Source organism: Tabrizicola sp. T74 (genome assembly GCF_057219935.1).
In genome coordinates this window covers 1258877-1282424 of the sequence record NZ_JBXVVT010000001.1, presented here as the reverse complement: position 1 = coordinate 1282424, position 23548 = coordinate 1258877, and the positions used below count along the sequence as shown (strand labels likewise).

Below are 23548 nucleotides of genomic sequence, written 5' to 3'. Positions count from 1 at the left end.
GTACTGACACCCCCTTTTGCACTTGGACATCACTTTGCGCAATCGTTTTCGTAACATGTGCCAGCAACTCCCCACCGCACTGCGACAAGGTGTGGCAGAATGCGGGCTTTGTCTCCGTCTGCGCACCCGAAGCGACAGCCTCCGACGCAATCCTTGGCCTTGTCCAAGCGACTCATCCGCGCGCGGCAGCCCTCTCGGTGCGCCTTGGCAGGCGCTGCTATTTTCCGATTGATTTGCTCAACTAATCGGGGGTATCCCTCCCGCAAAGGAGGCCACCATGCGCCTTGCCCTCGCCCTTTGCCTCGCCGCGACCCCAGCCTTCGCCCAATCGCTTGACGACCGCCACCTCCCCGTCATCCCCCGCACGACCGAGGATCAGGCCAAGATCGCCGCCGTCCTTGCGCCCCCGACCGACTTCTCGAAACCCGAACCGTTTGAGGCCAAGCCTGCCGGGGCCGCCACCGTCCGTGCCACCGAAACGGCAGACGCCTTCAGCCTGCCGTCTGCCAACATGCCGTTTCAGCTCGAGATGGACTTCAAGCTCGGCAATGCCCTTTTCCGCAAGCTCTGGGTCGCAGCGCCCGTGTCGACCAAAGCCTCTGACGGCCTCGGCCCGCTCTACAACGCCCGTGCCTGCCAGGACTGCCACCTGAAGGACGGCCGCGGCCACACGCCCGACTCCGCTGAGGATTCAAGGGTTTCCATGTTCCTCCGCCTGTCGGTCCCCGGCGGACCCTCGCCCGAAGGCATCGCCGACTGGATCGCCACCTCGCCCGACCCCACCTACGGCGGCCAGCTGCAGGACCTCGCCGCCCCCGGCCACCCCGCCGAAGGCCGGATGGACATCACCTGGGAAGAAACCCCCGTCACCCTTGCCGACGGCACCACGGTCAGCCTCCGCACGCCCACCTACAGCCTCAGTGACCCCGCCTACGGTGCCCCATCGCCGGACCTGATGATCTCGCCAAGGGTCGCCCCCCAGATGATCGGCCTCGGCCTTCTGGAGGCGATCCCCGCCGCCGACATCCTCGCCCTCGCCGACCCCAACGACGCCGACGGCGACGGCATCTCCGGCCGCCCGCAGATCGTGCCCTCCGTCGAATTCCGCATCCCCATGCTCGGCCGCTTCGGCCTCAAGGCAGGCGCCCCCACCGTGCGCGAACAATCCGCCGGGGCCTTCGCCGGCGACATGGGCCTTTCCACGCCCCTTCACCCCGATCCCTGGGGAGACTGCACCCAAGTCCAGCCGGCCTGCCTCGAAGCCCCCCACGGCCAGGAACCGGGCATCCGCGACGGCCTCGAAGTCGACCAGCAATCCCTCGACCTCGTCACCTTCTACTCCCGCAACCTCGGCGTGCCGGAACGCCGCGCCATCGACGACCCCCAGGTCCTGAAAGGGAAAGAGGTCTTCCACACCACCGGCTGCCAGTCCTGTCATACGCCGAAACACGTCACCAACCGGCTGGAGGGCCAACCAGAGCAAAGCTTCCAGCTGATCTGGCCCTACACCGACCTCCTCCTCCACGACATGGGCCCGGGCCTCGCCGACAACCGCCCCGAGGGCCGCGCAAGCGGGTCGGAATGGAAGACCCCACCCCTCTGGGGCATCGGCCTGACCGAACAGGTCTCCGGTCACACCCAGTACCTGCACGACGGTCGCGCCCGCAGCCTCTTGGAGGCTATCCTCTGGCACGGCGGTGAGGCACAATCGCACCGCGACAAAGTCGCCGCGATGACGACCGAAGACCGCGAGGCCCTCCTCGCCTTCCTGGGAAGCCTCTGATGCGCGCCATCTTCCTTGCCCTCGCCCTCACCTCCCCCGCCGTTGCCGACACCGCGTCCGTGGTGCAGGACCACATCCGCTCCGGCTTCACCGCCTTTGCCAATGCCACCCGGGCGCTGGCGGATATCGACAGCTGCGACCCCGACATCCTGCGCGCCGCCTTCCAGGGCGTCTACGACAGCTGGATGCCCGTGGCCCACCTGACCCTCGGCCCCGCCGAGGAAGACGGGCGCGGCCTTGCCGTCCTGTTCTGGCCCGACCCCAAGGGCTCCGGCTGGAAGGCCCAGCGCGCGCTGCTCGCTGCACTCCCAACCGCCGAAGAGATGGCCCAGCAATCCGTCGCCGCCCGCGGCCTGCCCGCCCTGGAACGCCTGCTGTTCCCGACCGAACCCGTTGAGAATGCCTGTCCCCTGATTCAGGTCACCGCCGACGACCTCTCCGCCACCGCAGCCGCCCTTGCCGCCGGTTGGGGCCCCTACGGCGACCTGATGCTGACCGCCGGACAGCCCGGGAACGACCGCTTCCTGAAACCGGAAGAGGCGACCCAGGCGCTTTTCACCCAGCTGGCGACCGGCCTTGAGTCCCTCGCCGACCGCCGCATCGGGCGGCCCCTCGGCACCTTCGACAAACCCCGCCCAGACCTGGCCGAGGCCCATGCCTCCGCCCGCTCGGTCCGCAACATCATCCTGTCGCTCAAGGCGCTGAAAGACCTCGCGCTGACACTGAACGCCGACAGCCCGAAGACGCTGGCCACCTTCGACCATGCCATCGGCCTCGCCGAAGCACTGGACCCCGACATCGACCGCATCACCGACCCGCAGGACTGGCTGAAGCTGGAGATCCTGCAGCAGGCCGTGCGGGCCACCCGCGACACCGCGATTGCCGAACTTGCTCCGGCCCTGGGTGTGGAGCTTGGCTTCAACTCGGCGGACGGCGACTGATGCAGCGGCGGACCTTCCTTGCCACGCTTGCCGCCGCGATGGCTCCCCGCCTGACCTGGGCCGACATCGGTGCCCCCGCATACCTCGCCGCCGGGAAGCGGAGCGAGGACTTCTTCCTCCACGGTCTTGGCGCCACCGGCACCAGCCTCTTCCAGATCGCCCTCCCCGGACGCGGCCACGCCGCCGCCGCCCACCCGACCCGCGCCGAGGCCGTCGCCTTCGCCCGCCGCCCCGGAACCTTCGCGCTGGTGATCGATTGCGCCACCGGCGAGACCCGGCACCGCCTGACCCCACCCGAGGGGATGCAGTTCAACGGCCACGGCGCCTATTCGGCGGACGGCTCCCTCTTGATGACCTCCGAAGCCATCGCCGAAAGTTCGAAAGGCCGCATCGGTCTTTGGGACACCCGCAGCTACACGCGCCTGACCGACTGGCCCAGCCACGGCATCGGCCCGCACGACATCAAGCGCCTTGCAGATGGTCGCCTTGCCGTGGCGAACGGCGGCATCCAGACCGACCCGGTCGACCGGACGAAGCTCAACATTCCCGACATGCGCCCGAACCTGACGCTCCTCGCAGAGGACGGGAAACTCCTCGACCAGATCGACCTCCCCGACCTCCACCAGAACTCAATCCGCCACCTGGCGCTCATGGGCGACGCCATCGCCTTCGCCATGCAGTGGGAAGGCGACCCCGCCGAGCCCGTCCCGCAGCTTGGCCTCTGGACTCCCGGCAATGCCCCCGTCCTCTGCGCCCCACCCGAGGCCGAGGCCTTCACCCTGCAAGGCTACGCCGGCTCCATCGCCGCGACCGGCGACCGCATCCTCATCACCTCCCCCAAAGGCGGCGCGCTGATGCTGTTCGACGCGAGCGGCCACCACATCGCCACCCACCACCGCCCCGACCTTTGCGGTGCGGCTGCCTTGGGCGGGCGCTTCACCGTGACCGACGGCCTGGGGGCGATCTGGTCTGCCAGCGACAAAGGCCTCACTCCGCTCGCCAGCGACGAAACCCAATGGGACAACCATCTCGTCGCGCTCGGCTGATCCGCCTGGAAGGCCTTGGACTTGCCCATTCCCAAATACTCTCGGGGGGTTTGGGGGGCGAAGCGCCCCCAATGACCGAGGAGGAGGCGCAGGCCGACGACGAGACAAAAGGCGCGCGCGCCAGCGCTCAATCGGAAAACCGCCCCAAACTGTACGATAAGCGGAAGTTACGAAACCCCTAACGCCCGCGACCAAGTCATTGCTTTCATTGACGTTACCGAGTTTGTCCACCGTGGACACTCTCAGGCCCGCAGCCGGTCCCCGTCCACACCAGAGACCCGAACCTCCAGGATCGTCCCCTCCGGCTGGTCCTCCCCGAAGGCAACCTCGGCGAATCCCTCGGTCCGGCCCAGACGCGGCCCCTCGGTCAGCACCCGATGCACCCGCCCGACCTGAGCCGCCAGATGCTCCCCCAGAACCCGGTCGCCCAAGGCCCGCAGCCGCGCCGCCCGTTCCTTGATCTCCGGCCCCCGAACCTGCGGCATCCGTGCCGCGGGGGTGCCCTTGCGGGGGGAGAACGGGAAGACATGCAGGAAGGTCAGCCCGCATTCCTGAACCAGATCCAGCGAGCGCTGGAACATCGCCTCGGTCTCGGTCGGGAAGCCTGCGATGATGTCGGCCCCGAAGACCATCTCCGGCCGGGAAGTGCGGACCTCCTGACAGAACCGGATCGCATCGTCCCGCAGATGCCGCCGCTTCATCCGTTTCAGGATCAGATCGTCCCCCGCCTGCAGCGACAGGTGCAGGTGCGGCATCAGCCGCGCCTCCGTCGCGATGGCCTCGATCAGCGCGGGGTCCGCCTCGATGGAATCGATCGACGAGATCCGCAGGCGCGGCACCGAGGTCAGCTTCAGAATCCGCCGCACCAGATCACCCAGCCGCGGCTCCCCGGGCAGATCGGCCCCCCAAGACGTCAGGTCCACCCCCGTCAGCACCACTTCGTTGAACCCGCGATCCACCAGACGGTTGATCTGTTCGACCACCACCCCCGCCGGGACCGACCGGGAATTCCCGCGCCCGAACGGAATGATGCAGAAGGTGCAGCGATGGTCGCAGCCGTTCTGGACCTGGACATAGGCCCGGTGCCGCCCGAAGCCGTCGATCAAGTGACCGGCCGTCTCGCGCACCGACATGATGTCGTCGACCTGCACCTTCTCGGTCACGCCGATCAGGTCCGGGGCTGCGATGCCCTGCCAGGTCTCGGCCTGCATCTTTTCGTGGTTGCCCACAACCCGCGCGACTTCGGACATCGCGGCAAAGGTCTCGGGTTCCGTCTGCGCCGCGCAGCCCGTCACGATGATCGTCGCGCCGGGGTTTTCCCGCGACAGCCGCCGGATCTCCTGCTTGGCTTTCCGCACCGCCTCACCGGTCACGGCGCAGGTGTTCACCACCACCGCGCCGGACAGACCCGCGGCCGCCGCAAGCTCCTTCATCGCCTCGGTCTCGTAGGCGTTCAGGCGGCAGCCAAGCGTCGCGAAGACCGGAGGCTTCTGCGGGACGTTCATCGATGCGCGGCCAGGTAGTCGGCCGACAGCACCCCGTCGAAGACCCGCGCCACCGGACCGGTCAGCCAGACGCCATCGTCGCGCCAGTCGACTTCCAGCATCCCGCCATCGACCTCCAGCGCCACGCGAGGCCCGGTCATCCCTCGCAGATGCGCAGCAACCGCGGTCGCGCAAGCACCCGAGCCGCAGGCGAGCGTGATCCCGGTCCCGCGCTCCCACACCCGCATGCGGATACGGCAAGGGGAAATCAGGTGGGCAAATTCGACATTCGTCCGCTGTGGAAACAAGGGATCATGTTCAATCGTCGGACCAAGGGTAGACAGGTCAACGCTGTTCACATCCGGCACGAAATGGACGCAATGCGGGTTGCCCATGCCGACCGCAACCGGATCACCCGGCAATGGGAGATGCAGCTGATCAACCTCGCCGGCCAGCGGAATCGTAGCCCAGTCCAGCTGCGGCTGGCCCATGTTCACCCAGATTCGGCCGTCAGCAGCGCGTTCCGCCTGCAGCAGCCCGCGGGCAGTGACCAGCGAAACCGCATCGGCCTGCAAAGACTGCATCATGTAGTCCGACACACAGCGGGTCGCGTTGCCACAGGCCCCCGCCTGCGTGCCGTCAGAGTTCCAGAACACCAGGCCAAAGTCGGCATCAGTGTAATCGGTGATCTCGGCCAGCTGGTCAAAGCCCACGCCGCGATTGCGATCCCCCAGCGCCTCGGCCAGCGCAGCCGTCATCACCGCCCCGCGCCCGCGCGAGTCGATCACTACGAAGTCATTGCCCGCACCGTGCATTTTCATGAACGGCAGGCCGGTCTGCGCCAGGCTGTCCATCATTCGAATGCATATAAGCCGGGGCCTCAAGATTCGCCAGTGCCCCACGTTTTTGCCCTTGACCCCCGCCAGCGGCTTGCCTAATCAGCCGCTTCGTGGGGCCGGTAGCTCAGTTGGTAGAGCAGCTGACTTTTAATCAGCGGGTCACAGGTTCGAATCCTGTCCGGCTCACCACTTTCAACGACAGCTTTCTACACACGCCCATCCGGATCGCCGGTTAGGTGCGTGTATGACCGCAAGGCTTTCCCTTGTGGCAGTCCCACATCGGGGCATATCGCCCATGTTGCCGATCCAGCGGCCTTGAGCACCGGACTGCCGTCTTGCCAAGATGCGGGGATTGCGACGTTCCTGGAGTCTCACTTTGCCCGGTGCCGACATCTGTTTTCTTGCAACCAGCAAGTCCGGACTGGGCCATCTGCGCCGGTCCGTCACGATCGCCATGTGTCTGCGGGCCATGGCACCAGGGCGAAAGCTGCATCTCATCAGCAACGCCGCTCCGGATGGGATGCTTGGCGATGAACTTCGGTCCTTCGACACGGTGCAGGTTCGGGATCGGGACCAGATGGCGGCGGCAGCGGTTGAAACGCGGTCCGGCATACTGGTCCTGGACACGATGACCGTTCCCGGGATCGAGGGCGTGGGACTTCCGAAGGTTCTGGTGCTGCGGGAAGCCCCGCACAACCAGCTTACGCGTTTTCGCCTGGCTGGGGACAAGCCCTGGGACCTTGTCCTGATCGCCAACCCGGAAGCGCACTGGATGCCAAGGCCAGGGGATCTGGCCGCCCGCCAGATGGTGGCGACCGGCTGGATCTATCGTGCGACCCGGTCTTCTGCCCTTGCCGAAAGAGCCTTGCCCAGGGTCTTGGTCGCCACCGGTGGCGGCGGCACGGCCGAGACCGCAGAATGGCTGTACAGAACGGTTGACGCTGTTCTGGGGGCGGCCCGGAAGACGGGCCCGCGGTTCGAAGTGGTGCAGGCAATTGGTCCGCGGGCACGACACTTTGGGCGGATCGGTCAGGCGGATCGCACGATGGACCCGGGCGGCGCGCTGAACGAGCTCTTTCTTGACGCTGATGCGGTGATCTCGACAGCCGGGTACAATTCGGTGCTGGAGCTTGCGGCAACCGATACGCCTGCCCTCTTGGTCCCGATCCCGCGCAGCATTGATGACCAGGAAGCGCGGGCACGGTCCTGGGCACCTGCGCTGGGGGCTTGGCTGAACGCGGACAGCCCCGGCGAAGCGGCCGAATGGCTGCAGCGGACCCTGATTAAGCCGCAGCGGCGTCTGCCGGTCGACCTTGGCCCCAGCGGCGAGGACAAGGCGGCCCGCGCGATCCTGGACCTGGCATGACCGCGGGGCCGCTACCGGACAACGCGGTGGTGTTCGAGAAGCGTTACCCTTCGGCGGCACGTGCGGAGCTCGCTCTGCGGCGCAGTCTGGTTGCGCGAATGGCCGGCGTCCCGACACCGGCGGTCCGGCGGGGCAACGCCGTGACGTGTCTGTTGTTCGAACGGATCGAGACCGATGCGCCACCGACGCTTCCGCGCCTGATCGAAACGGTCGGGCTGCTTAGGCGGATGTCGACGGATGGGCTGGACCGGTTCGACCCGTTCCTGCGCATCCGCCCCCGCCTTGCGTCGGCGCCTTCGGCCATATGCGATCTGCATGCCGAGCTTGTCGCCCGAGACGCGGCACTCGGCTGGCCGGCGGCAACCGTGATCCATGGCGACTTCCATCCCGGCCAGTGCCTGCAAGACAGGTCGGGCAAGGTCTGGCTGGTCGATCTTGACGACATCGCCCTTGGACCGATCGAGGCCGACCTTGGCAATCTTGCGGCCTGGATCGCAACCTGCCGCACCGGCGACCTGGCGGCCCAGACCCACAGCGCACTTGTAGAGGTTCAGGCGCTGGCTCGGCAGACCAACCCGTTGCTCATCGCGCATTTCTGCCGGATCGCAAAGTTGCGCCGTGCCCTGAAGCTGGCCGGGAAGGGCCAGCCCTGGGCGCTGGCCCAACTGTCGTCAAGTCTCTGATATGTTGTACTTTTCGATACGGTAGCGCAGGGTGTCGCGACTGATGCCCAACAGGGCGGCGGCGCGGGTCTTGTTGCCATGCGTCGCAGCCAGCGCCTTCGACAGGGCCATCTCTTCCATCTGCGGCAGGTTGGGCACGTCCGAGGCCGGATCCGCCGACAGGATGCGGATATCCTCGGCCGAGATCGGGGCGTTTCTCGCGCCTAGCATCGCCCGTTCCATGCAGTTCTGCAGTTCGGTCAGGTTTCCGGGCCAGTCATGGTCCACCAGTCGGACCCGTGCCTCGCCAGACAGGCGCGGGCGGTCCAGGCCATGGCGCTGGGCGGACTGCCGCGCGAAGACTTCGGCGATCGGCAGGATGTCCGAGTTCCGTTCCGCCAAAGCCGGAACCTCGATCCAGCCGACCTGGATGCGATAGAGAAGGTCGGCCCGGAAGGCCCCCTCCCGTTCCAGCCTTGGCAGGCTTGCGCTTGTGGTGGCCAGCACCCAGGGGGCGTCGGGTGCGGACATCCGGGCGATCAGGCGTTCCTGCAAGGCCAGGGAAAGCCGGTCGACATGGCGCAACAGAAGCGCACCGCCGGACTGGCAAAAGGCCGCCTCGCGAAACGCATCGTCAAGGCTGCAGTCGATGTCGGCCAAGGGCCCGTGATTGCCTTTGGCGGTTTCGAAGATGGCACGGGCCACTGTCGCCTTGCCCGAGCCACGGGGGCCGGTGACAAGAACGGCAGCGGGCTGAGACGCCTCGGTCTGGGGCGCCAGACGGCGGACCTGGGCGCGAAGGTCGACGGCGGCCGAGGAGCGGCCCAGGATACGCTCCACCCCCCGCGCTTCGCCTGGTCGGGCCACATCGTTCAGCATCAGGTTTCCGGCGATTCCGGCGATGGTGGCCAGGGGCGCAGGCTTGGTCAGGAAATCGCGCGCGCCCCGTTTCATCGCATCCACGGCGATGCCGATCTCGCCATGACCGGTCATCACGACGATCTGGGTTTCCGGCGCCTTGGCCTGGAACCAGCCGAGAAGGTCAAGCCCGTTGTCCCGCCCAAGCCGGACGTCCAGAAGGACAAGCCGCGGCGTATCGCGTTCAGCCATCGCCTTGGCGCCCCGCGTGTCCACGGCATAGCCGGCGGAAAATCCCCGGCGCTCCATGAACGACACGATGGACCGCGCCAGCACCTCTTCGTCGTCGACAACCAGGATATCAGACATCACACACTCCCCCCCTTAAACCATTGCCGGCAGACGCAAGGTCACCACTGCGCCATGCAAGGCCCCGTTCGCCAGATCCAGTGACCCGCCCATGCGTTCGGCAATGCGCCGCCCCAGGGCCAGACCGACCCCGAGGCCCGCCGCCTTGCCGGTCTGGAACGGCTCGAACACCTTGTGCAGCATGTCGTTCGGAATGCCGGGCCCGGTATCGGTGACCCGCACTTCGACCATTCCGTCCGCCCGGTTGAACCAGCTTACGCCCAGGACTCCGCCGTCCTCCATCGCCTCGATCCCGTTCGAGATGATCGTGTTCAGCACCTGCTCCAGTTCAGCGGGACGACCCAGCACCATCGGGCTGCCGCTGCCCGGCGTGACCGCAACGCTGATCCCACGCCGGCTGAGTTGCGGCTGGAAGCCGTCAACGCATTGCGCGATGACCTGGTCGATCTGCGCCTGGTCCGACAGGCTGCCCGGGTCGCGGCGGCTGCGGATCAGGAACGACCGGATCCAGCCCTCAAGCCGGTCGACCTGGTCAGTAATGTCGGTCAGCGTCTCGCGGGTCGTGTCGGGGACGTCATCGTCCAAGGCCAGTTCGGCACAGGACCGGATCGAGGCCAGCGGGTTGCGCAAGCCATGCGCCACTGCCGAGGCCATTTCACCGACGACCGCAAGGCGTTCGGTCTCGACCGTCCGCGCCTCCTGCCGGATCAGGACCCGGCTGGCATAGGTGACCACCACCGCCAGCCCGCCGAACAGCGCCGCTGCCGCAGCCAGGGCGCCCATCCAGGCATAGCTGCGCACCCGTTGCATCGACACCAGCAACGCGCCCGGGGCCTTGTAGACCTCGACCGCGCCCACGACCGACATGCCGTCATGCGCACGGATCGGGATGTAGTATTCGATGAATTCGGTGATGCCCGGCGGAAAGCCCACGTGCTCGTCCTTTTCGCCGCGGTCGACGACATTCAACTCGGGATCCAGTTCGCCGCGCATGGCGCCGGCCAGTTCCTCGTTGTCCGGGAAGCTTTTCCCGATCATCTCGGCATCGCTGGACCACAGGATCGTGCCGTCCCCAGAATAGACATTCGCGCGGAACACGTCGGGCAGGCGGCCAACATGGACGAGCAGCTCTTCGATGTCCTGGTCGGTCGAGGGCGGCATGGTGTGCTCGAAGTAGCCGGTTGCATTCTCGACATGCACGACCGAGTTGAGGAAGTCGGCGGACACCGTGGCATCCCGCAACATCATCTGGGCAACGATGTAGCGCGACAGGGTCGTGGACAGCACCAGAGCGGTGGTGAACAGCAGCACGAAGCTGATCGACAGGAACGCGATCACCATTCTGAGATGGTGGGGCGAATCGCGCAGCTGCATGGTTCTTGGAAGAAAGGTCATTGGCCCGCTCACTGGCTACGGTGACTGGACCCATCCTCGGACAGCGACCCCATAAGCGCATATTGACCAAAAGTTTATGGGCCTCGGTCGCAGGTTAGAAATACGGCGGAATTGCGGCAGACTGGGCGATATCCCCCAGTTTCGCCCGGCGCGGCCATCGGAAATCCGCTTGGTCCACGGCACCACTGTCTGGTCCGGATCGGCAGTTCGATTCGGGCTGGCCATGCCGGAGGACTCCATGTCGGGCATCCTGCTTCTGGAAGACGAGCCGATCATCGCCCGCAACATCTGCCGTGCCCTCGGGCGGGGCGGACACAGGGTGACACATGCCGCATCGGCCCTCGAGGGCCGCAAGCAGCTGGAATCGGCGCGCTATGATCTGGTGCTGGCCGACATCAACCTGGGCGACGGCGACGGGATCAGCCTTTTGACGGCCGCCTCGGCATCGATCCAGGATGTCCCGATCGTCATCATGTCGGGCCAGGACACGGTGGCCAATCGGTTGCGAGCAGAAGGCCTGGCAGTCTCGGCCTTCCTGTCCAAGCCCTTTGCGATGTCGCGGCTGGCAGAGCTGACCGGTGCCCTGCTGGCCGAAACGGGCAAGCACGCAGGCCAGCGGCGCGGGCCTTCGGTGATGATGTATTCCCACGACACCATCGGCCTTGGCCACATGCGGCGCAACACGGCCATCGCGCGGGAACTGGTCGAGCGGGTTCCCGGTGCGTCGATCCTGATGCTGGTCGGCTGCCCCGCCGGAATGGTCTTCGAGCCGCATCCCGGGATCGACTACATCAAGCTTCCCTCGCTGACCAAGCTGGGGCGCGGGCGTTGGCAGGCGGGCAGCCTGCGGATCGACGCCGCGACCACGCGCGCCCTGCGGTCGGGCATCCTGGAGCGCGCCATCGAGACCTTTGCCCCCGATGTCCTGCTGGTCGACCACGAACCGGCAGGCGTCTGGGAGGAACTGGTCCAGCCGATCCGGGCGCTGAAGGCAAAGGGGCGCACCCGCGTCGTCCTGGGCCTGCGCGACATCCTGGACGACCCGGACCGCGTCGCGCAGGCCTGGGAAGGCTCTGGCACCAACCGGATCGTATCAGAGCTTTACGACGACATCCTCGTCTACGGCAGCGAAGGCTTCTATCCGTCAAGCACCGCCTACGGGCTGGAATCCCTGCTGCCGGGGCAGGTCCGCTATTGTGGCGCGGTGACCGCCGCCCGTCCGTCTGATCGCACCCGCTGGGACGGACCGCCGCGTCGGGTGCTGGTCTCGGGCGGGGGCGGGCGCGATGCCTTTGTGCTGCTCGACACGGTGCTGGCCGGGTTCGAGACTCTGGCATCGCATCGCCGGCCGGAACTGACGCTGGTCGCAGGCCCGCTGATGGATGCCGAATTGGCCGAAGCGCTCAGGCACCGTGCCGCCGTGGCGGGGGCGATCTTCCTGGACACGACGCCCGATCTGCCTGACCACCTCGCGCGGTCCGATCTCTTCATTACCATGGGCGGCTACAACTCGGTCGCCGAAGCCATGGTCACCGCCTGCCCCGCCGTCGTCGTGCCACGGGTCGGCCCGTCAGGCGAACAGCGCATCCGTGCCGAGCGGCTGGCAGCGCTGGGAATGGCAACGGTCGTCTGGCGGCCGGACCTGACGCCCGCACGGATGGCAAAGGCGCTGACCGCACGCCCGCCACGACCCCCCGCAATGTTGGGACTGACCTTCGACGGCGCCGTCCGCGCCGCCGATCACATCGCCGCGATCCTGACCGACGCGGCCCCTGCCCCTGCCGAGGTATCCGCGAATGGCTAAGGTATCACCCGTCCGAGTCGGCTATGTGCTGAAACGCTTTCCGCGGTTTTCGGAAACCTTCATCCTGAACGAGCTTCTGGCGCTGCAGGCGCTGGGGATCGAATGCCACATCTTCTCGCTGCTTGCCCCGCCGGACGAACCGCGCCACGCCCGGCTGGCCGAGCTCCGCGCCCCGGTGACCTACCTTTCCAAGGCCAATGGTCCCATGCTTGTCGCCGATCCGAAGGATGCGGTGCTGTTCGCGGGCAACGACCCACGAAGCGTGACCACGCTGCAATGGAAGGCGGCAGAGGTGGCCCGGCTGGCGCGCGCGGCGGGCATCACCCACCTTCACGCGCATTTCGGGTCGGATCCGACGACCGTGGCCTTGTTGGCCGCGCGAGAGATTGGCGGGACGTTTTCCTACACGGCTCATGCCCGCGACATCTACCACACCTATGTCTCGCCCGAGATCGACGCCGCAAAGCGCCAGGCCAAGCTGAACGAGGCGGCCTTTACCGTGACGGTCTCGGATTGCAATGCAGGCCACCTGACCTCGCTGTGCCCCGCAGCGGCGGACCGCATCCACCGCGTCTACAACGGCATCGACCTGTCGCTGTTCAGGCCGACCGGGGAGTCCATGCCGGGGCGTATCCTTGCCGTCGGCAGGCTGGTGGAGAAGAAGGGCTTTGCCGTGCTGGTCGATGCCTGTGCCATCCTGCGGGACCGGGGGCTGGACTTCGACTGCCGGATCATCGGCGACGGCCCGCTGCAGGGGGCGCTGCAGGGGCAGGTCGAGGCGTTGAACCTGACCGGGCGGGTGACGCTGGCCGGTCCGATGCCGCAGGAAAAGCTGGCGACGGAACTTGGCACCGCCGCTATCGCCGTGCTGCCCTGTGTGATCACCCCCGACGGCGACCGGGACGGTCTTCCCACGGTGCTGCTGGAGGCGATGGGCAAGGCCATTCCCGTCGTGACCACGACCGTCACTGGCGGGCCCGAGATTGTTGCCGAGGGCGAGACCGGCCTCCTCTGCGACCCAGGCGATCCGGTTGGCCTGGCCGATGCGCTGGAGGTCCTGCTTCTGGACCCGGACCGCGCCCGCGCCATGGGGCTGGCTGGTCGCCGCCGGGCCGAGCGGTTGTTTGATCTCACGACCAACGTCACCCAGCTGTCCGGCCATTTCACCCAGGTCACGCCGTCCGGATCATCGCGAGGGGCAGCGTGATGCGGATAGCCTATGTCTGCGCCGATGGCGGCATCGCGGTGTTTGGCGAGAAGGGTGCTTCGGTCCACATCAACGCCATGGCCGACGCCTTCTGCCGCACGGGTCACGAGGTTCGGGTTCTTTGCGCCAAGCGCGGTACCGGAATGGCGGGCTATGAGGTCGAACAGGTCTCGGCCGACTGCGGGCCGCCCGGGAGCCGTGCGGAAAAGGAACGAGGCCACCTGGCGACCGCCGCCGCCATCGAGGACAGGCTGGTGCGCCTGCACCGCAGCTGGCCCTTCGACCTGATCTACGAACGCTATTCGCTATGGTCTACCGCCGGTGTCCGCGCCGCCCGGCGCCTGAAGGTCCCGGTGGTGATCGAGGTGAACGCCCCTCTCGTCGCCGAACAGGCCGAATTCCGCAGCCTGGTCCTGGCCGACGAGGCCCGCGCTGTCGAGGCCGAGGTCTTCCACACCGCCGATGCCCTGGCCGTCGTCTCCGACGAACTGGTCTCCTACGTCACCGCCCGCGGCGCGGTGCTGGGACGGGTGCATGTGATCCCGAACGCAGTGGACACCCGCCGCTTCCAGCCCGGCGTTGCAAAGGCCGCGATCCCGGGGGTCCCGGACGACGCTTTCGTTGTGGGTTTTTCCGGCTCGCTCAAGGCCTGGCACGGGCTCGACACGCTGCTCCCTGCCTTCCGCGCGCTGCGTGACCGCCTGCCCAGGGCGCACCTCTTGATCGTCGGCGAAGGCCCCCGCAAGGCCTGGGTCGAAGGCTATGCCGCCGGGGCCGGGCTGGGGGATGCCGTGACACTGACCGGCTGGGTCCGGCATGAGGACTTGCCCAGCCTGATCGCCCGGATGGACGTGGCAACCGCCCCCTACCCTGCCTCGGACGGGCACTACTTTTCGCCGCTTAAGCTGTACGAATACCTCGCCGTGGGAAGGCCCGTCGTTGCCAGCCGGATCGGCCAGACCGAACGGGTCTTGCGCGGAACCGGGGCCGCCCTAATGGTCACGCCCGGCGATGTGGATGCCCTGGCCGAAGCCCTTTTCCGCTTCGCCACTGACGCCCCTCTCGCCTCGCGTCTTGCGGCAAGCGCCGCCCTCACAGGGCGACGCCATGATTGGACCGACAACGCCCGCCAGGTGGTGGCGCTTGTCCGCGAACGGGTGGCGGCATGAGCGAGGCCAGGATTGAACCCCGCGCGCTTTGGCGGCTGTTCCGCCGGATGGGCCCGCATGCCCGCCCGCATCGCAACAAGCTCATCATGGGCTCGCTGGCCATGCTGGTCGTCGCCCTGGCCGAGATCATCCGCCCCTGGCCGCTGAAAGTGGTCTTCGACGGCATCCTGATCCCGCAGGAAAAGCCTGATGCGGTGATGTCGGTCCTGCTGGCCTGGTTCGGATCAGGTGACGGGCTTCTGGCGGCGGCGGCGCTGACGATCCTGGGCGTCGCGGTGATCGGCGGGGTGATGGCCTATGTCCAGGCCACGATGATCGCCACCGTCGGTCAGAAGGTGGTGGCCGACATCCGGCTGGACCTTTACCGCCATGTCCAGCGCCTGTCGCATTCCTTCCATGACACCGTCTCCAGCGCCGACATCGTCTCGCGCCTGACGGGGGACGTGCGGATGATGCGCGACCTTCTGATCGACGCTGCTGTGTTCTTTGCCGCGCGCAGCGTCGTCATGCTCGGCACCGTCGCCATCATGTTCCTGATGGACTGGCGCCTGACCCTTGCCGCGCTGATGGTGCTGCCGGGACTGGTCTGGGTCTCGCAGGCCTATGCCACCAGAATCCGCGACGCCGCCCGCAGGCAACGCCGCAAGGAAGGCAAGATCGCCGTGGTGATGACCGAAGGCATCTCGGCCATCTCGGTCGTCAAGGGCTTTGCCCGCGAGGCACATGAAGAGGACCGGTTCGCCCGGCAGAACAGCTCATCCGCCGAAGCGGGCGTCGTCTCCACCCGCCTTGCCGCGCAGATGGACCGCGTCGTTCAGGTACTTCTGGCGCTGGGGACCTGCATCGTCCTTTGGTACGGTGTCGCGCGGGTCCGCAGCGGCGCGGTCAGCCCCGGCGACCTGCTGATCTTCACGGCCTACCTCACGACGCTCTACAAGCCGATCCGGAAGATGAGCGCGATGACCTCGCGCATCGCGAAGGCCACCGCAAGCGGCGAACGGCTGTTGGAGATCTTCGAGATCCGGCCTGACATCGCGGACCGGCCCGGACGGATCACGCCCCATGCGGTGAAGGGCGAGCTTGCCCTTGAGGCCGTGACCTTCGCCTATCCGGGCCAGCCGCCGGTCCTGAAGGATGCATCGCTTCAGGTCCGTCCCGGAGAAGTGGTTGCCCTGATCGGCGAAAGCGGGGCCGGCAAGTCGTCGGTCGGTAAGCTGCTCCTGCGGTTCTACGATCCACAGGGCGGGCGCGTGACCCTTGATGGCCATGACCTGCGCAATCTCTCGCTGGCCTCCTTGCGCGACCAGATCTCGGTCGTCCTGCAGGACTCGGTCCTGTTTGCGACCTCGATCCGCGAGAACATTGCCTACGGACGCCTTGATGCCACCGAGGACGAAATCCTCGCCGCCGCCCGCGCCGCCGGGGCCGACAGCTTCATCCGCCGCCTGCCCGACGGCTTTGACACGGTCGTCGGCGAACGCGGGGAAAGCCTGTCCGGCGGGCAAAGGCAGCGCATCGCCATCGCACGTGCCATCCTGCGCGACGCGCCGATCCTGATCCTGGACGAGCCGCTGACCGGCCTCGACGACGCGACCGCACGCGAGCTGGCCGTCACTCTCCGCGCCGTCGCCCGCGGCCGCACGACCCTGCTGATCGCGCATGACGCTGTGTCGCTGACCCTCGCCGACCGGGTGGTGCACCTAAGGTCCGGCCAGTTCGAACCGGTCCAATCCGCAAGACAGGAGCAACGGGCATGACAAAAATGGACCTCTCGGTGCAACTCTGGCCCGACCCGCAGACCCTGCGCGCCCTGATTGCCGAAGGGCCGTCGCCGGCGGCCACCGCAGCGCTTTCTCCGGGCCGCGCCCCGGTCAATGCCCAGGTCGTCCGGGTCCATTTCCCGGCAGCGAAACCGATGCAGGTCATGCTGCGGACGGAAGGCGACCCGGGCATGCTGATCGGCGAATGGGTGGGACCCTCGGCCGCGGCCCGTGCCCTGGCCGAAAGCGCCCGCCTGGCGAAACCAAGGCGCGGGCAGTCGGACGGCGGATTGGCGCCTGCGGTGACCGCCGACCCCTGCAGCGGCCTTGTCCTGCGCCGCCCCGGGTTCGATGCGAAACTGCCGGGCCTTCGCCTGCTGCATGATCCCGCCTGGGCGGCAGAACAGCTTGGGGCTGTAGGGCTCGACCCCGCCTCGGAGATCGGGCTTGTGAGCCACCGCCTGGGCAAGCGCGCAGTCCTGCGGATCAGTGGCCGGTCAGGTACGCAGTACGCACGCCTCAGGCCCGTGACCTCGGGGTCGGGCGAGGCGGCGTACCAGCGGCACCTTGACCTCTGGGCCGCGCTAGAGGGTACGACCGGGCTTGCCATCCCGCGCCCGCTGGGCTTTGTCGCCGCGACGGGGATCGCGCTGTTCTCTGCCCTGCCGGGCGCGCCCCCGGTATTCCGGGGTGTGCCGGGCTACCGCGCCACCCGGGATGTCGTTCGGGCGCTGCGCGTCCTGCAAGGCCTTGCCGTAACGGCCGACCAGCACAGCGCGACGGACGAACTCGCGATCCTGCAAACCTGGGCCGACCGGACCAAATGCGTCTTCCCCGAATTGGCCCGCCGGTTGCGGGACCCTCTGGCCCGCCTGGCCGAAGAGCTGATGGCCCTGACGGTGCTTGATCCGGTCCCGTGTCACCGGGACCTGCACGAAGGCCAGATCCTTCTGCACGACAACTGCGCCGGGCTGCTGGATTTCGATACCCTGCGGCTTGGCGATCCGGCACTTGATGTCGGAAACCTGCAGGCGCACCTCGTCCTGTCCGGACTGCTGGGCGGGCGGTCCAACCAGGCTTTCCTAACGGCCATGGAAACGCCGCTGCGGCAGCTGTCGTCCCGACGGATCGGCATCTGGCGCCGGGCGGCCCTGTTGCGGTTGGCGATGATCTACGCCTTCAGCACCACGCCCGCCAACGTGATCGCCGCCCTGATCGATGAGGCGACGTGATGCTTGACCACAAGCGCGATGCGGTCCTGCCTTCCTACGCCGACCTCGCTCAGATGGACCTGAGCCGGATCACCGGGCGTCCCGGCACCCGGCTTTTGCGGCTGCGCTACCAGCCTGACGCACGCGCCATCCTGCATGTCGCGCTTGGCACCGCCGCCGATGCGCCCGAGGGGTCAATCTGGTTCTTCGCGGGTCACAAGGCCGAAACGCTGGCCCTGCGGCAGTCGCACGCGACCTTCGACCCACAGACCGGCGCCCTGTTCCAGGCCTTTCCGCATGACCACCGCCTGCCGGCCCTGGCCGCCTTTGTGGCTGCGGCGCAGGACCATGCGATCCGGCTGATCGGGGGGCCCGCAAAATCCGCCCCGGTCCTGGTGCGGTACCGGCCCGGGCTTTCCGCCACCTTTCGCTGGACCCGGGCGGACGGGACGACTTTCTTCGTGAAACACGCCCCGGAAACCGGAGTCACCACCCAGGCGCAGACTCTGCGCAATCTGGCCGATGCGGCGCGCGGTCTGGGCCTCGGGTTTCCCGACGTCGCAGGCATGCTGCCCGAGCTTGGGACAATTGCCTTCACCGCCATTCCCGGCGTGGCGCTTTCGGCCACGCTCTGCGACCGGGACGTGGCCCAGGTCCTGGGCGCGCTCCGGACCCTCTGGACCCTGCCCGTGGTGCCCGGGACCATGCTTGACCGCGCCGCGCATCTGGCCCAGGCGGCACGGCAACAGTGCCTGATCGCGCTATTCGATGAGGAGGCGGGGCGACTTGCCGCCGACCTTCTGGCGCGCCTTGAAGTCTGGCATGTGCCCGTCCACTTGCGGCCGATCCATGCGGACATGAAGCCGGAGCACGCCGTTCTTTCGGGTCGAAAGACCTATCTGATCGACATGGACAACCTGGCACTTGGCGACCCGAATTACGACCTTGCCGCGCTGGATGCCCGGATCACTCTGGCACGGCTGGTCGGTTTGGTCGGCGATGCTGATGCCGAAGGCGCAATTCACCAGGTCCGACAACTGGCCAGCCCAAGCTACATGTGGTTCCTGGCCTGCGCCCGCCTGAAATGCGCGACATTCCTCGCGACGCGCCTTGACCAGCAGAACATCCCCATTCTGCGCCGGATACTTGCCGACCCGTAAGGCTCGGACTTACGGCGATGCCCCTTGCCTCCAACACCGTGGGACGGCCGCTCAGGCCGAAGCCAGACCCGAGCGGATCATGGTCGCCGTGCGCAGGTAGTGGTCACGCAAGAGCTGTTCGGCCAGCGCGGTATCGCGGGCGAGAGTGGCGTCGGCAATCGCCCCGTGTTCGGCGTCGATGTCGCGCTTTTGCGGGCCGGCGGCGGTGAGGGCGGGGATGCGGTAGCGCTCGGTTGCGGCGTAGAGGCGTTCGAAGAAGTCGAGAAGCCAGTCTGACCCGCAAGCCGCGAGAAGCGCGCGGTGGAAAGCATGGTGGCGGGTCTTGAGTTCATCCACGTCGCCGTCCGCGCGTCCGGCCTGGCGGCGGAGGGCGTAGAGGGCGGCGACGACGGAGGCCTCCCAGGTATCATCGCCGCGGGCAATGGAGAGGCGGAGGGCCTCGGTCTCCACCAGGAGGCGGGCGTGGAGCGCGTCCTCGAATTCCGCCAGGGACCGGGCCGAGACGCGGAAGCCGCGGAGGGATTCGGCGGTGACCAGGCGTTCGGCCTGCAGGCGGTTCAGCGCCTCACGCAGGGGCGAGAAGCCCATGCCATAGCGTTCCGACAAGTCGGCGAGACGCAGGGGACTATCGGGGGCGAAGCAGCCCTCGACGATGTCCCGACGCAGGGAAACATAGGCTTTTTCGGCCAGGGTCATGGTGGCATCCTTGTCTGGCGGGCAGCTTAGCCAGACGCGTCTGATCGTGCAATTCGATAATTTTCGAAAATCCTGATTGCCATCGAAAATACTCGCTGGCATACTCCGGGCAGCGCTGTCGCAGGAGGAGGGACCCATGGCCAAGGGACGCGAGAACCACCGCGAGGATGTGATCGGGCGGGCCAATGTCGAGGATACGCCGGAGCTTCTGGCCTATTACGACGAGCTGGATCGGTTCCACGCGGGCGCCCTGTGGACGGTGGCGAACAAGATTGAGCCGTGGCAGCCCAAAAGCCGATCGGTGCCGGTGGTCTGGCGGTACAAGGACCTGCGGGACCATGTGATCCGCTCGGTCGACCTGGTGACGCCGGAAAAGGCGGGGCGGCGGGTGATCTATCTGAACAATCCAGGGCGGCAGGACGTGGCGGCGGCGGTGGGCTGGATCTATGCCGGGCTGCAGGTGATGAACCCGGGCGAGGTGGCTTCGGCGCACCGCCATTCGGCCAGCGCGATCCGGTTCATCATGGAGGGGCGCGGGGCCTACACGGTGGTCGATGGCCACAAGATGACGCTCGGTGCGAATGATTTCGTGCTGACCCCGAACGGGACCTGGCATGAGCATGGTGTTAGCGCGGACGGGTCGCTGTGCCTGTGGCAGGACGGGCTGGACATTCCCTTTGTCAACGCGATGGAGGCGAATTTCTACGAGGTGCATCCGGACCTGAACCAGGTGGTGGGGCATGCAGTGGACGACATGACCAAGACCTGGGGCAATCCGGGGCTGACGCCCTATGGGGAAAGCTGGCGCAAGGGCTATAGCCCGATGTTCAAGTACGAATGGGCGCCGACGTATGAGGCCTTGTCGAAGTATGCGGGGTGCACCGAGGGCAGCCCGTTCGACGGGGTGATGATGGAATATGTGAACCCGGTGACGAACGGCCCGGTGATGCAGACCTTGGGGGCGAGCATGCAGATGCTGCGGCCCGGCGAACGCACCAAGGCCCACCGGCATACCGGCAGCTACCTCTACCATGTGGCCAAGGGTCGGGGGCATTCGATCATCAACGGCAAGCGGTTCGACTGGGCGGAACGGGACATCTTCTGCGTGCCGTCCTGGGCCTGGCATGAGCATGTCAACGGCTCGGACCGGGATGACGCCTGCCTGTTCTGCCTGAACGACCTGCCGGTGATGCGGGCGCTGGGGCTGTACCGGGAAGAGGCCTTTGGGGAAAACGGCGGGCAGCAGCCGCTTTTGTAGGGAAAGACCATGAAACTGGTGACGTATCGCGCGTCCGTCGAGGGCGCGGCGCGGCTTGGGGTGATCGAGGGCGACCTGGTCGTGGATGTGGAACGGCTGGCGGCGGCGCAGGGGGAAGCCTTGCCAGCGTCGATGCTGGGGCTGATCGACTTGGGGCGGCCGGGGCTGGACTGCCTTCGCGCCTGTCTGGAGGCGACCGGGGGGCGGCACAAGCCGGGGACAGCGACGGCCTTGGCCAATGTGCGCCTGCTGGCGCCGATCCCGCGGCCGCGGAAGAACATCTTCGGCATCGGGCTGAACTACGTCGAACATGTCGCGGAAAGCGCGGCGTCGCTGGACACCTCGAAGGACCTGCCGAAGCAGCCGGTGGTGTTTTCGAAGCCCCCGACCACGGTGATCGGGCCGGGCGATGCCATCGAGCACAATGCGAAGATGACCAAGCAGCTGGACTGGGAGGTGGAACTGGCGGTCATCATCGGCACGACGGCGCGGCGGGTCGCGCGGGCGGAGGCGCTGGCCCATGTCTTCGGCTATTCGGTGCTGATCGACGTCTCGGCCCGTGACAACCGGCGGGCGGGGCAGTGGATCTTTTCCAAGGGGATGGACAGCTATGCGCCTTTCGGTCCCTGCATCGTGACGGCGGACGAGATCCCGGACCCGCAGGTGCTGGACCTTTGGCTGACGGTGAACGGGGTCGAAAAGCAGCGGTCGAACACGCGGCACATGCTGTTCAAGGTGGACGAGCTGATTTCGGACATCTCGACCGGGATCACGCTTGAACCCGGAGACATCATCGCCAGCGGCACGCCGGAAGGGGTGGGCGCGGGGCGGACCCCTCAGGAATGGCTGAAGCCGGGCGACGTGGTGGTGGGCCATGTGCAGGGGATCGGCACGTTGCGCAATCCGGTGGTAGACTCGACGCCCGAGGGCTGAAGGGGGTGAACATGCAAGGCTTCACGGCGGCGGTGGTGCAGATGGCCTCGGTTCCCGCGGACCCGATGGCCACGGCGGAGAAGGCGGCGGCACGGCTGCGCGAGGCGGCGGGCAAGGGCGCGCGGCTGGTGGTGTTCCCCGAGGCGCTGATCGGCGGCTATCCGAAGGGGGCGAGTTTTGGCGCCCCTATCGGGATGCGGAAGCCCGAGGGACGCGAGGCCTTCGCGCGCTATCACGCGGCGGCCATCGACCTGGACGGGCCCGAGGTCGCCTGCCTGGTGGAGGCTTGTGCCGAGACCGGGGTCTTTGCCGTGGTGGGCGTGATCGAGCGGGACGGGGCGACGTTGTACTGCACCGTCCTCTATCTGGATGGCGACAAGGGGCTGGTCGGCAAGCACCGCAAGCTGATGCCCACGGCCGGGGAGCGGCTGATCTGGGGCTTTGGCGACGGGTCCACGATGCCCGCGTTCAAGACCGAGCTTGGCACCATCGGCGCGGTGATCTGCTGGGAAAACTACATGCCCGCCCTCCGGATGCACATGTATCACCAGGGGGTGACACTTTACTGCGCGCCGACGGCGGATGATCGGGACACTTGGTTGCCGACGATGCAGCACATCGCGCTGGAGGGGCGGTGTTTCGTGCTGACCGCCTGCCAGCATATCACGCGCGGGGCCTATGGGGCGGACCACGAAAGCGCGCTTGGGGATGAGCCGGACCGGGTAATGATGCGGGGCGGGTCGGCGATTGTCTCTCCGCTGGGGAAGGTGCTGGCGGGGCCGGATTTCAGCGGCGAGACGGTGCTGTATGCCGAGATCGACCCGGCGGAGGTGATGCGGGCGAAGTTCGATTTCGACGTGACCGGGCATTATGCGCGGCCTGACGTGTTCCAGCTGGTGGTGGATACCCGCGCGAAACCGGCAGTGCGCGAGGTCTGATGCGCTACGACCTCGACCAGGTGCCCGAACCGATTGCCTACAAGCTTTTGGCGGCGACGGTGATCCCGCGGCCCATCGCCTGGGTGGTGACCAAGGGGACGCAGGGGGTGAACGCGGCGCCCTATTCGTTCTTCAACGTGATGGGATCGGCCCCGCCGACCATCGCGCTCGGCCTGATGGCGGCCCCCGACCGGGGCTTCAAGGACACCGCGCTGAACATCCTGGAGACGGGGGAGTTCGTGGTGAACCTGGTGCCGGAGCGGCTGGTGCAGGCGATGAACCTGACCTCGGCCGATGCGCCGCGCGGGGTGGATGAGCTGGCGCTGGCGGGGTTGGCAACGGTGCCGAGTGAGCATGTGACCCCGCCAAGGATCGCCGACAGTCCGGTGGCGTTCGAGTGTCGGTCGTTGTCATCTGTCGTCACCGGGCCGTGCCAGACGGTAGTGATCGGGCGCGTGCTGGCGGTGCATATCGAGGACCGCTACCTGAAGAACCCCGACCGCGCGCATGTCGATACCGATGCGCTGGACCTGGTCGCGCGCAGTTTCGGGTCGGAATACATCCGGAGCCACGACCGCTTTGACCTGCCGCGCCCGACCTGGGCGGGGTTGCAGGCGGCGGGAAAGGTCTGATCGCTCAAGCCTTTATCGAAAGTCGCAGGATTTTCGA

Annotated in this window: 20 protein-coding genes and 1 tRNA gene; 16 read left to right on the top strand and 5 right to left on the bottom strand. The window is 67.2% G+C overall.

Annotation, left to right across the window (positions count from 1 at the left end):
• Nucleotides 1-277 precede the first annotated feature (277 nt).
• Genes AC2EAL_RS06535 through AC2EAL_RS06525 form a run of 3 tightly spaced genes read left to right on the top strand, consistent with a single transcriptional unit; the run spans nt 278 to nt 3770 of the window.
• Nucleotides 278-1783 (top strand): di-heme oxidoreductase family protein, encoded by a 1506-nt coding sequence (locus tag AC2EAL_RS06535; protein WP_484723357.1) that lies wholly within the window; start codon nt 278-280, stop codon nt 1781-1783.
• Complete coding sequence (locus AC2EAL_RS06530; protein ID WP_484723356.1) at nt 1783-2724, top strand: imelysin family protein; 942 nt, start codon at nt 1783-1785, stop codon at nt 2722-2724. Before AC2EAL_RS06535 ends, AC2EAL_RS06530 begins: the two co-directional genes overlap by 1 nt.
• A complete protein-coding gene (locus AC2EAL_RS06525) occupies nt 2721-3770 on the top strand; it encodes a DUF1513 domain-containing protein (protein WP_484723408.1) in 1050 nt (349 codons plus the stop codon). Before AC2EAL_RS06530 ends, AC2EAL_RS06525 begins: the two co-directional genes overlap by 4 nt.
• Before the next feature lie 242 nt (nt 3771-4012).
• Here AC2EAL_RS06525 and mtaB read toward each other — a convergent pair whose 3' ends face one another.
• Nucleotides 4013-5275: a tRNA (N(6)-L-threonylcarbamoyladenosine(37)-C(2))-methylthiotransferase MtaB gene (gene mtaB / locus AC2EAL_RS06520; RefSeq protein ID WP_484723355.1), complete on the bottom strand. Its 1263-nt coding sequence runs from the start codon at nt 5273-5275 to the stop codon at nt 4013-4015.
• Nucleotides 5272-6111 (bottom strand): diaminopimelate epimerase, encoded by an 840-nt coding sequence (dapF, locus tag AC2EAL_RS06515; RefSeq protein ID WP_484723354.1) that lies wholly within the window; start codon nt 6109-6111, stop codon nt 5272-5274. Before dapF ends, mtaB begins: the two co-directional genes overlap by 4 nt.
• Before the next feature lie 95 nt (nt 6112-6206).
• Here dapF and AC2EAL_RS06510 point away from each other — a divergent pair.
• The 3 genes from AC2EAL_RS06510 to AC2EAL_RS06500 all read left to right on the top strand — a co-directional run bounded on the left by AC2EAL_RS06510 (nt 6207) and on the right by AC2EAL_RS06500 (nt 8142).
• Nucleotides 6207-6282, top strand: a tRNA-Lys gene (locus AC2EAL_RS06510).
• A gap of 280 nt (nt 6283-6562) precedes the next feature.
• Entirely contained in the window at nt 6563-7459 is an 897-nt protein-coding gene (locus tag AC2EAL_RS06505; RefSeq protein ID WP_484723353.1) for a glycosyltransferase, read from the top strand.
• A complete protein-coding gene (locus AC2EAL_RS06500) occupies nt 7456-8142 on the top strand; it encodes a phosphotransferase (protein ID WP_484723352.1) in 687 nt (228 codons plus the stop codon). The genes AC2EAL_RS06505 and AC2EAL_RS06500 overlap by 4 nt, the downstream gene beginning before the upstream one ends.
• Here the strand turns inward: AC2EAL_RS06500 and AC2EAL_RS06495 are convergent.
• Nucleotides 8131-9348, bottom strand: a complete 1218-nt coding sequence (locus tag AC2EAL_RS06495; RefSeq protein ID WP_484723351.1) for a sigma-54-dependent transcriptional regulator — start codon at nt 9346-9348, stop codon at nt 8131-8133. The genes AC2EAL_RS06500 and AC2EAL_RS06495 overlap by 12 nt on opposite strands.
• A gap of 15 nt (nt 9349-9363) precedes the next feature.
• Complete coding sequence (locus AC2EAL_RS06490; RefSeq protein ID WP_484723350.1) at nt 9364-10722, bottom strand: sensor histidine kinase; 1359 nt, start codon at nt 10720-10722, stop codon at nt 9364-9366.
• Between the two features lie 244 nt (nt 10723-10966).
• Here AC2EAL_RS06490 and AC2EAL_RS06485 point away from each other — a divergent pair, with 244 nt between their 5' ends.
• The 6 genes from AC2EAL_RS06485 to AC2EAL_RS06460 are packed head-to-tail and all read left to right on the top strand — an operon-like array spanning nt 10967 to nt 19054.
• Nucleotides 10967-12547 (top strand): response regulator, encoded by a 1581-nt coding sequence (locus AC2EAL_RS06485; protein WP_484723349.1) that lies wholly within the window; start codon nt 10967-10969, stop codon nt 12545-12547.
• On the top strand, nt 12540-13754 hold the full coding sequence (locus tag AC2EAL_RS06480) for a glycosyltransferase (RefSeq protein ID WP_484723348.1): 1215 nt from the start codon (nt 12540-12542) through the stop codon (nt 13752-13754). The genes AC2EAL_RS06485 and AC2EAL_RS06480 overlap by 8 nt, the downstream gene beginning before the upstream one ends.
• The gene (locus AC2EAL_RS06475; protein WP_484723347.1) at nt 13754-14923 is read left to right on the top strand and encodes a glycosyltransferase family 4 protein; all 1170 of its coding nucleotides are present in this window, start codon (nt 13754-13756) and stop codon (nt 14921-14923) included. The genes AC2EAL_RS06480 and AC2EAL_RS06475 overlap by 1 nt, the downstream gene beginning before the upstream one ends.
• Nucleotides 14920-16680: an ABC transporter ATP-binding protein gene (locus AC2EAL_RS06470; protein WP_484723346.1), complete on the top strand. Its 1761-nt coding sequence runs from the start codon at nt 14920-14922 to the stop codon at nt 16678-16680. Before AC2EAL_RS06475 ends, AC2EAL_RS06470 begins: the two co-directional genes overlap by 4 nt.
• Entirely contained in the window at nt 16677-17915 is a 1239-nt protein-coding gene (locus AC2EAL_RS06465; RefSeq protein ID WP_484723345.1) for a phosphotransferase family protein, read from the top strand. The genes AC2EAL_RS06470 and AC2EAL_RS06465 overlap by 4 nt, the downstream gene beginning before the upstream one ends.
• Nucleotides 17915-19054, top strand: coding sequence for a hypothetical protein (locus AC2EAL_RS06460; RefSeq protein WP_484723344.1), 1140 nt, complete (start codon nt 17915-17917; stop codon nt 19052-19054). Before AC2EAL_RS06465 ends, AC2EAL_RS06460 begins: the two co-directional genes overlap by 1 nt.
• Before the next feature lie 51 nt (nt 19055-19105).
• Here the strand turns inward: AC2EAL_RS06460 and AC2EAL_RS06455 are convergent, their stop codons facing one another.
• On the bottom strand, nt 19106-19750 hold the full coding sequence (locus AC2EAL_RS06455) for an FCD domain-containing protein (protein WP_484723343.1): 645 nt from the start codon (nt 19748-19750) through the stop codon (nt 19106-19108).
• Nucleotides 19751-19886: 136 nt separating this feature from the next.
• Here AC2EAL_RS06455 and AC2EAL_RS06450 point away from each other — a divergent pair, with 136 nt between their 5' ends.
• Genes AC2EAL_RS06450 through AC2EAL_RS06435 form a run of 4 tightly spaced genes read left to right on the top strand, consistent with a single transcriptional unit; the run spans nt 19887 to nt 23511 of the window.
• Nucleotides 19887-21008, top strand: a complete 1122-nt coding sequence (locus AC2EAL_RS06450) for a cupin domain-containing protein (protein WP_484723342.1) — start codon at nt 19887-19889, stop codon at nt 21006-21008.
• 9 nt (nt 21009-21017) lie between these two features.
• The gene (locus tag AC2EAL_RS06445) at nt 21018-21941 is read left to right on the top strand and encodes a fumarylacetoacetate hydrolase family protein (protein WP_484723341.1); all 924 of its coding nucleotides are present in this window, start codon (nt 21018-21020) and stop codon (nt 21939-21941) included.
• 11 nt (nt 21942-21952) lie between these two features.
• Nucleotides 21953-22879 (top strand): carbon-nitrogen hydrolase family protein, encoded by a 927-nt coding sequence (locus AC2EAL_RS06440; protein WP_484723340.1) that lies wholly within the window; start codon nt 21953-21955, stop codon nt 22877-22879.
• Nucleotides 22879-23511: a flavin reductase family protein gene (locus AC2EAL_RS06435; protein ID WP_484723339.1), complete on the top strand. Its 633-nt coding sequence runs from the start codon at nt 22879-22881 to the stop codon at nt 23509-23511. The genes AC2EAL_RS06440 and AC2EAL_RS06435 overlap by 1 nt, the downstream gene beginning before the upstream one ends.
• The last annotated feature ends 37 nt before the right edge of the window (nt 23512-23548 follow it).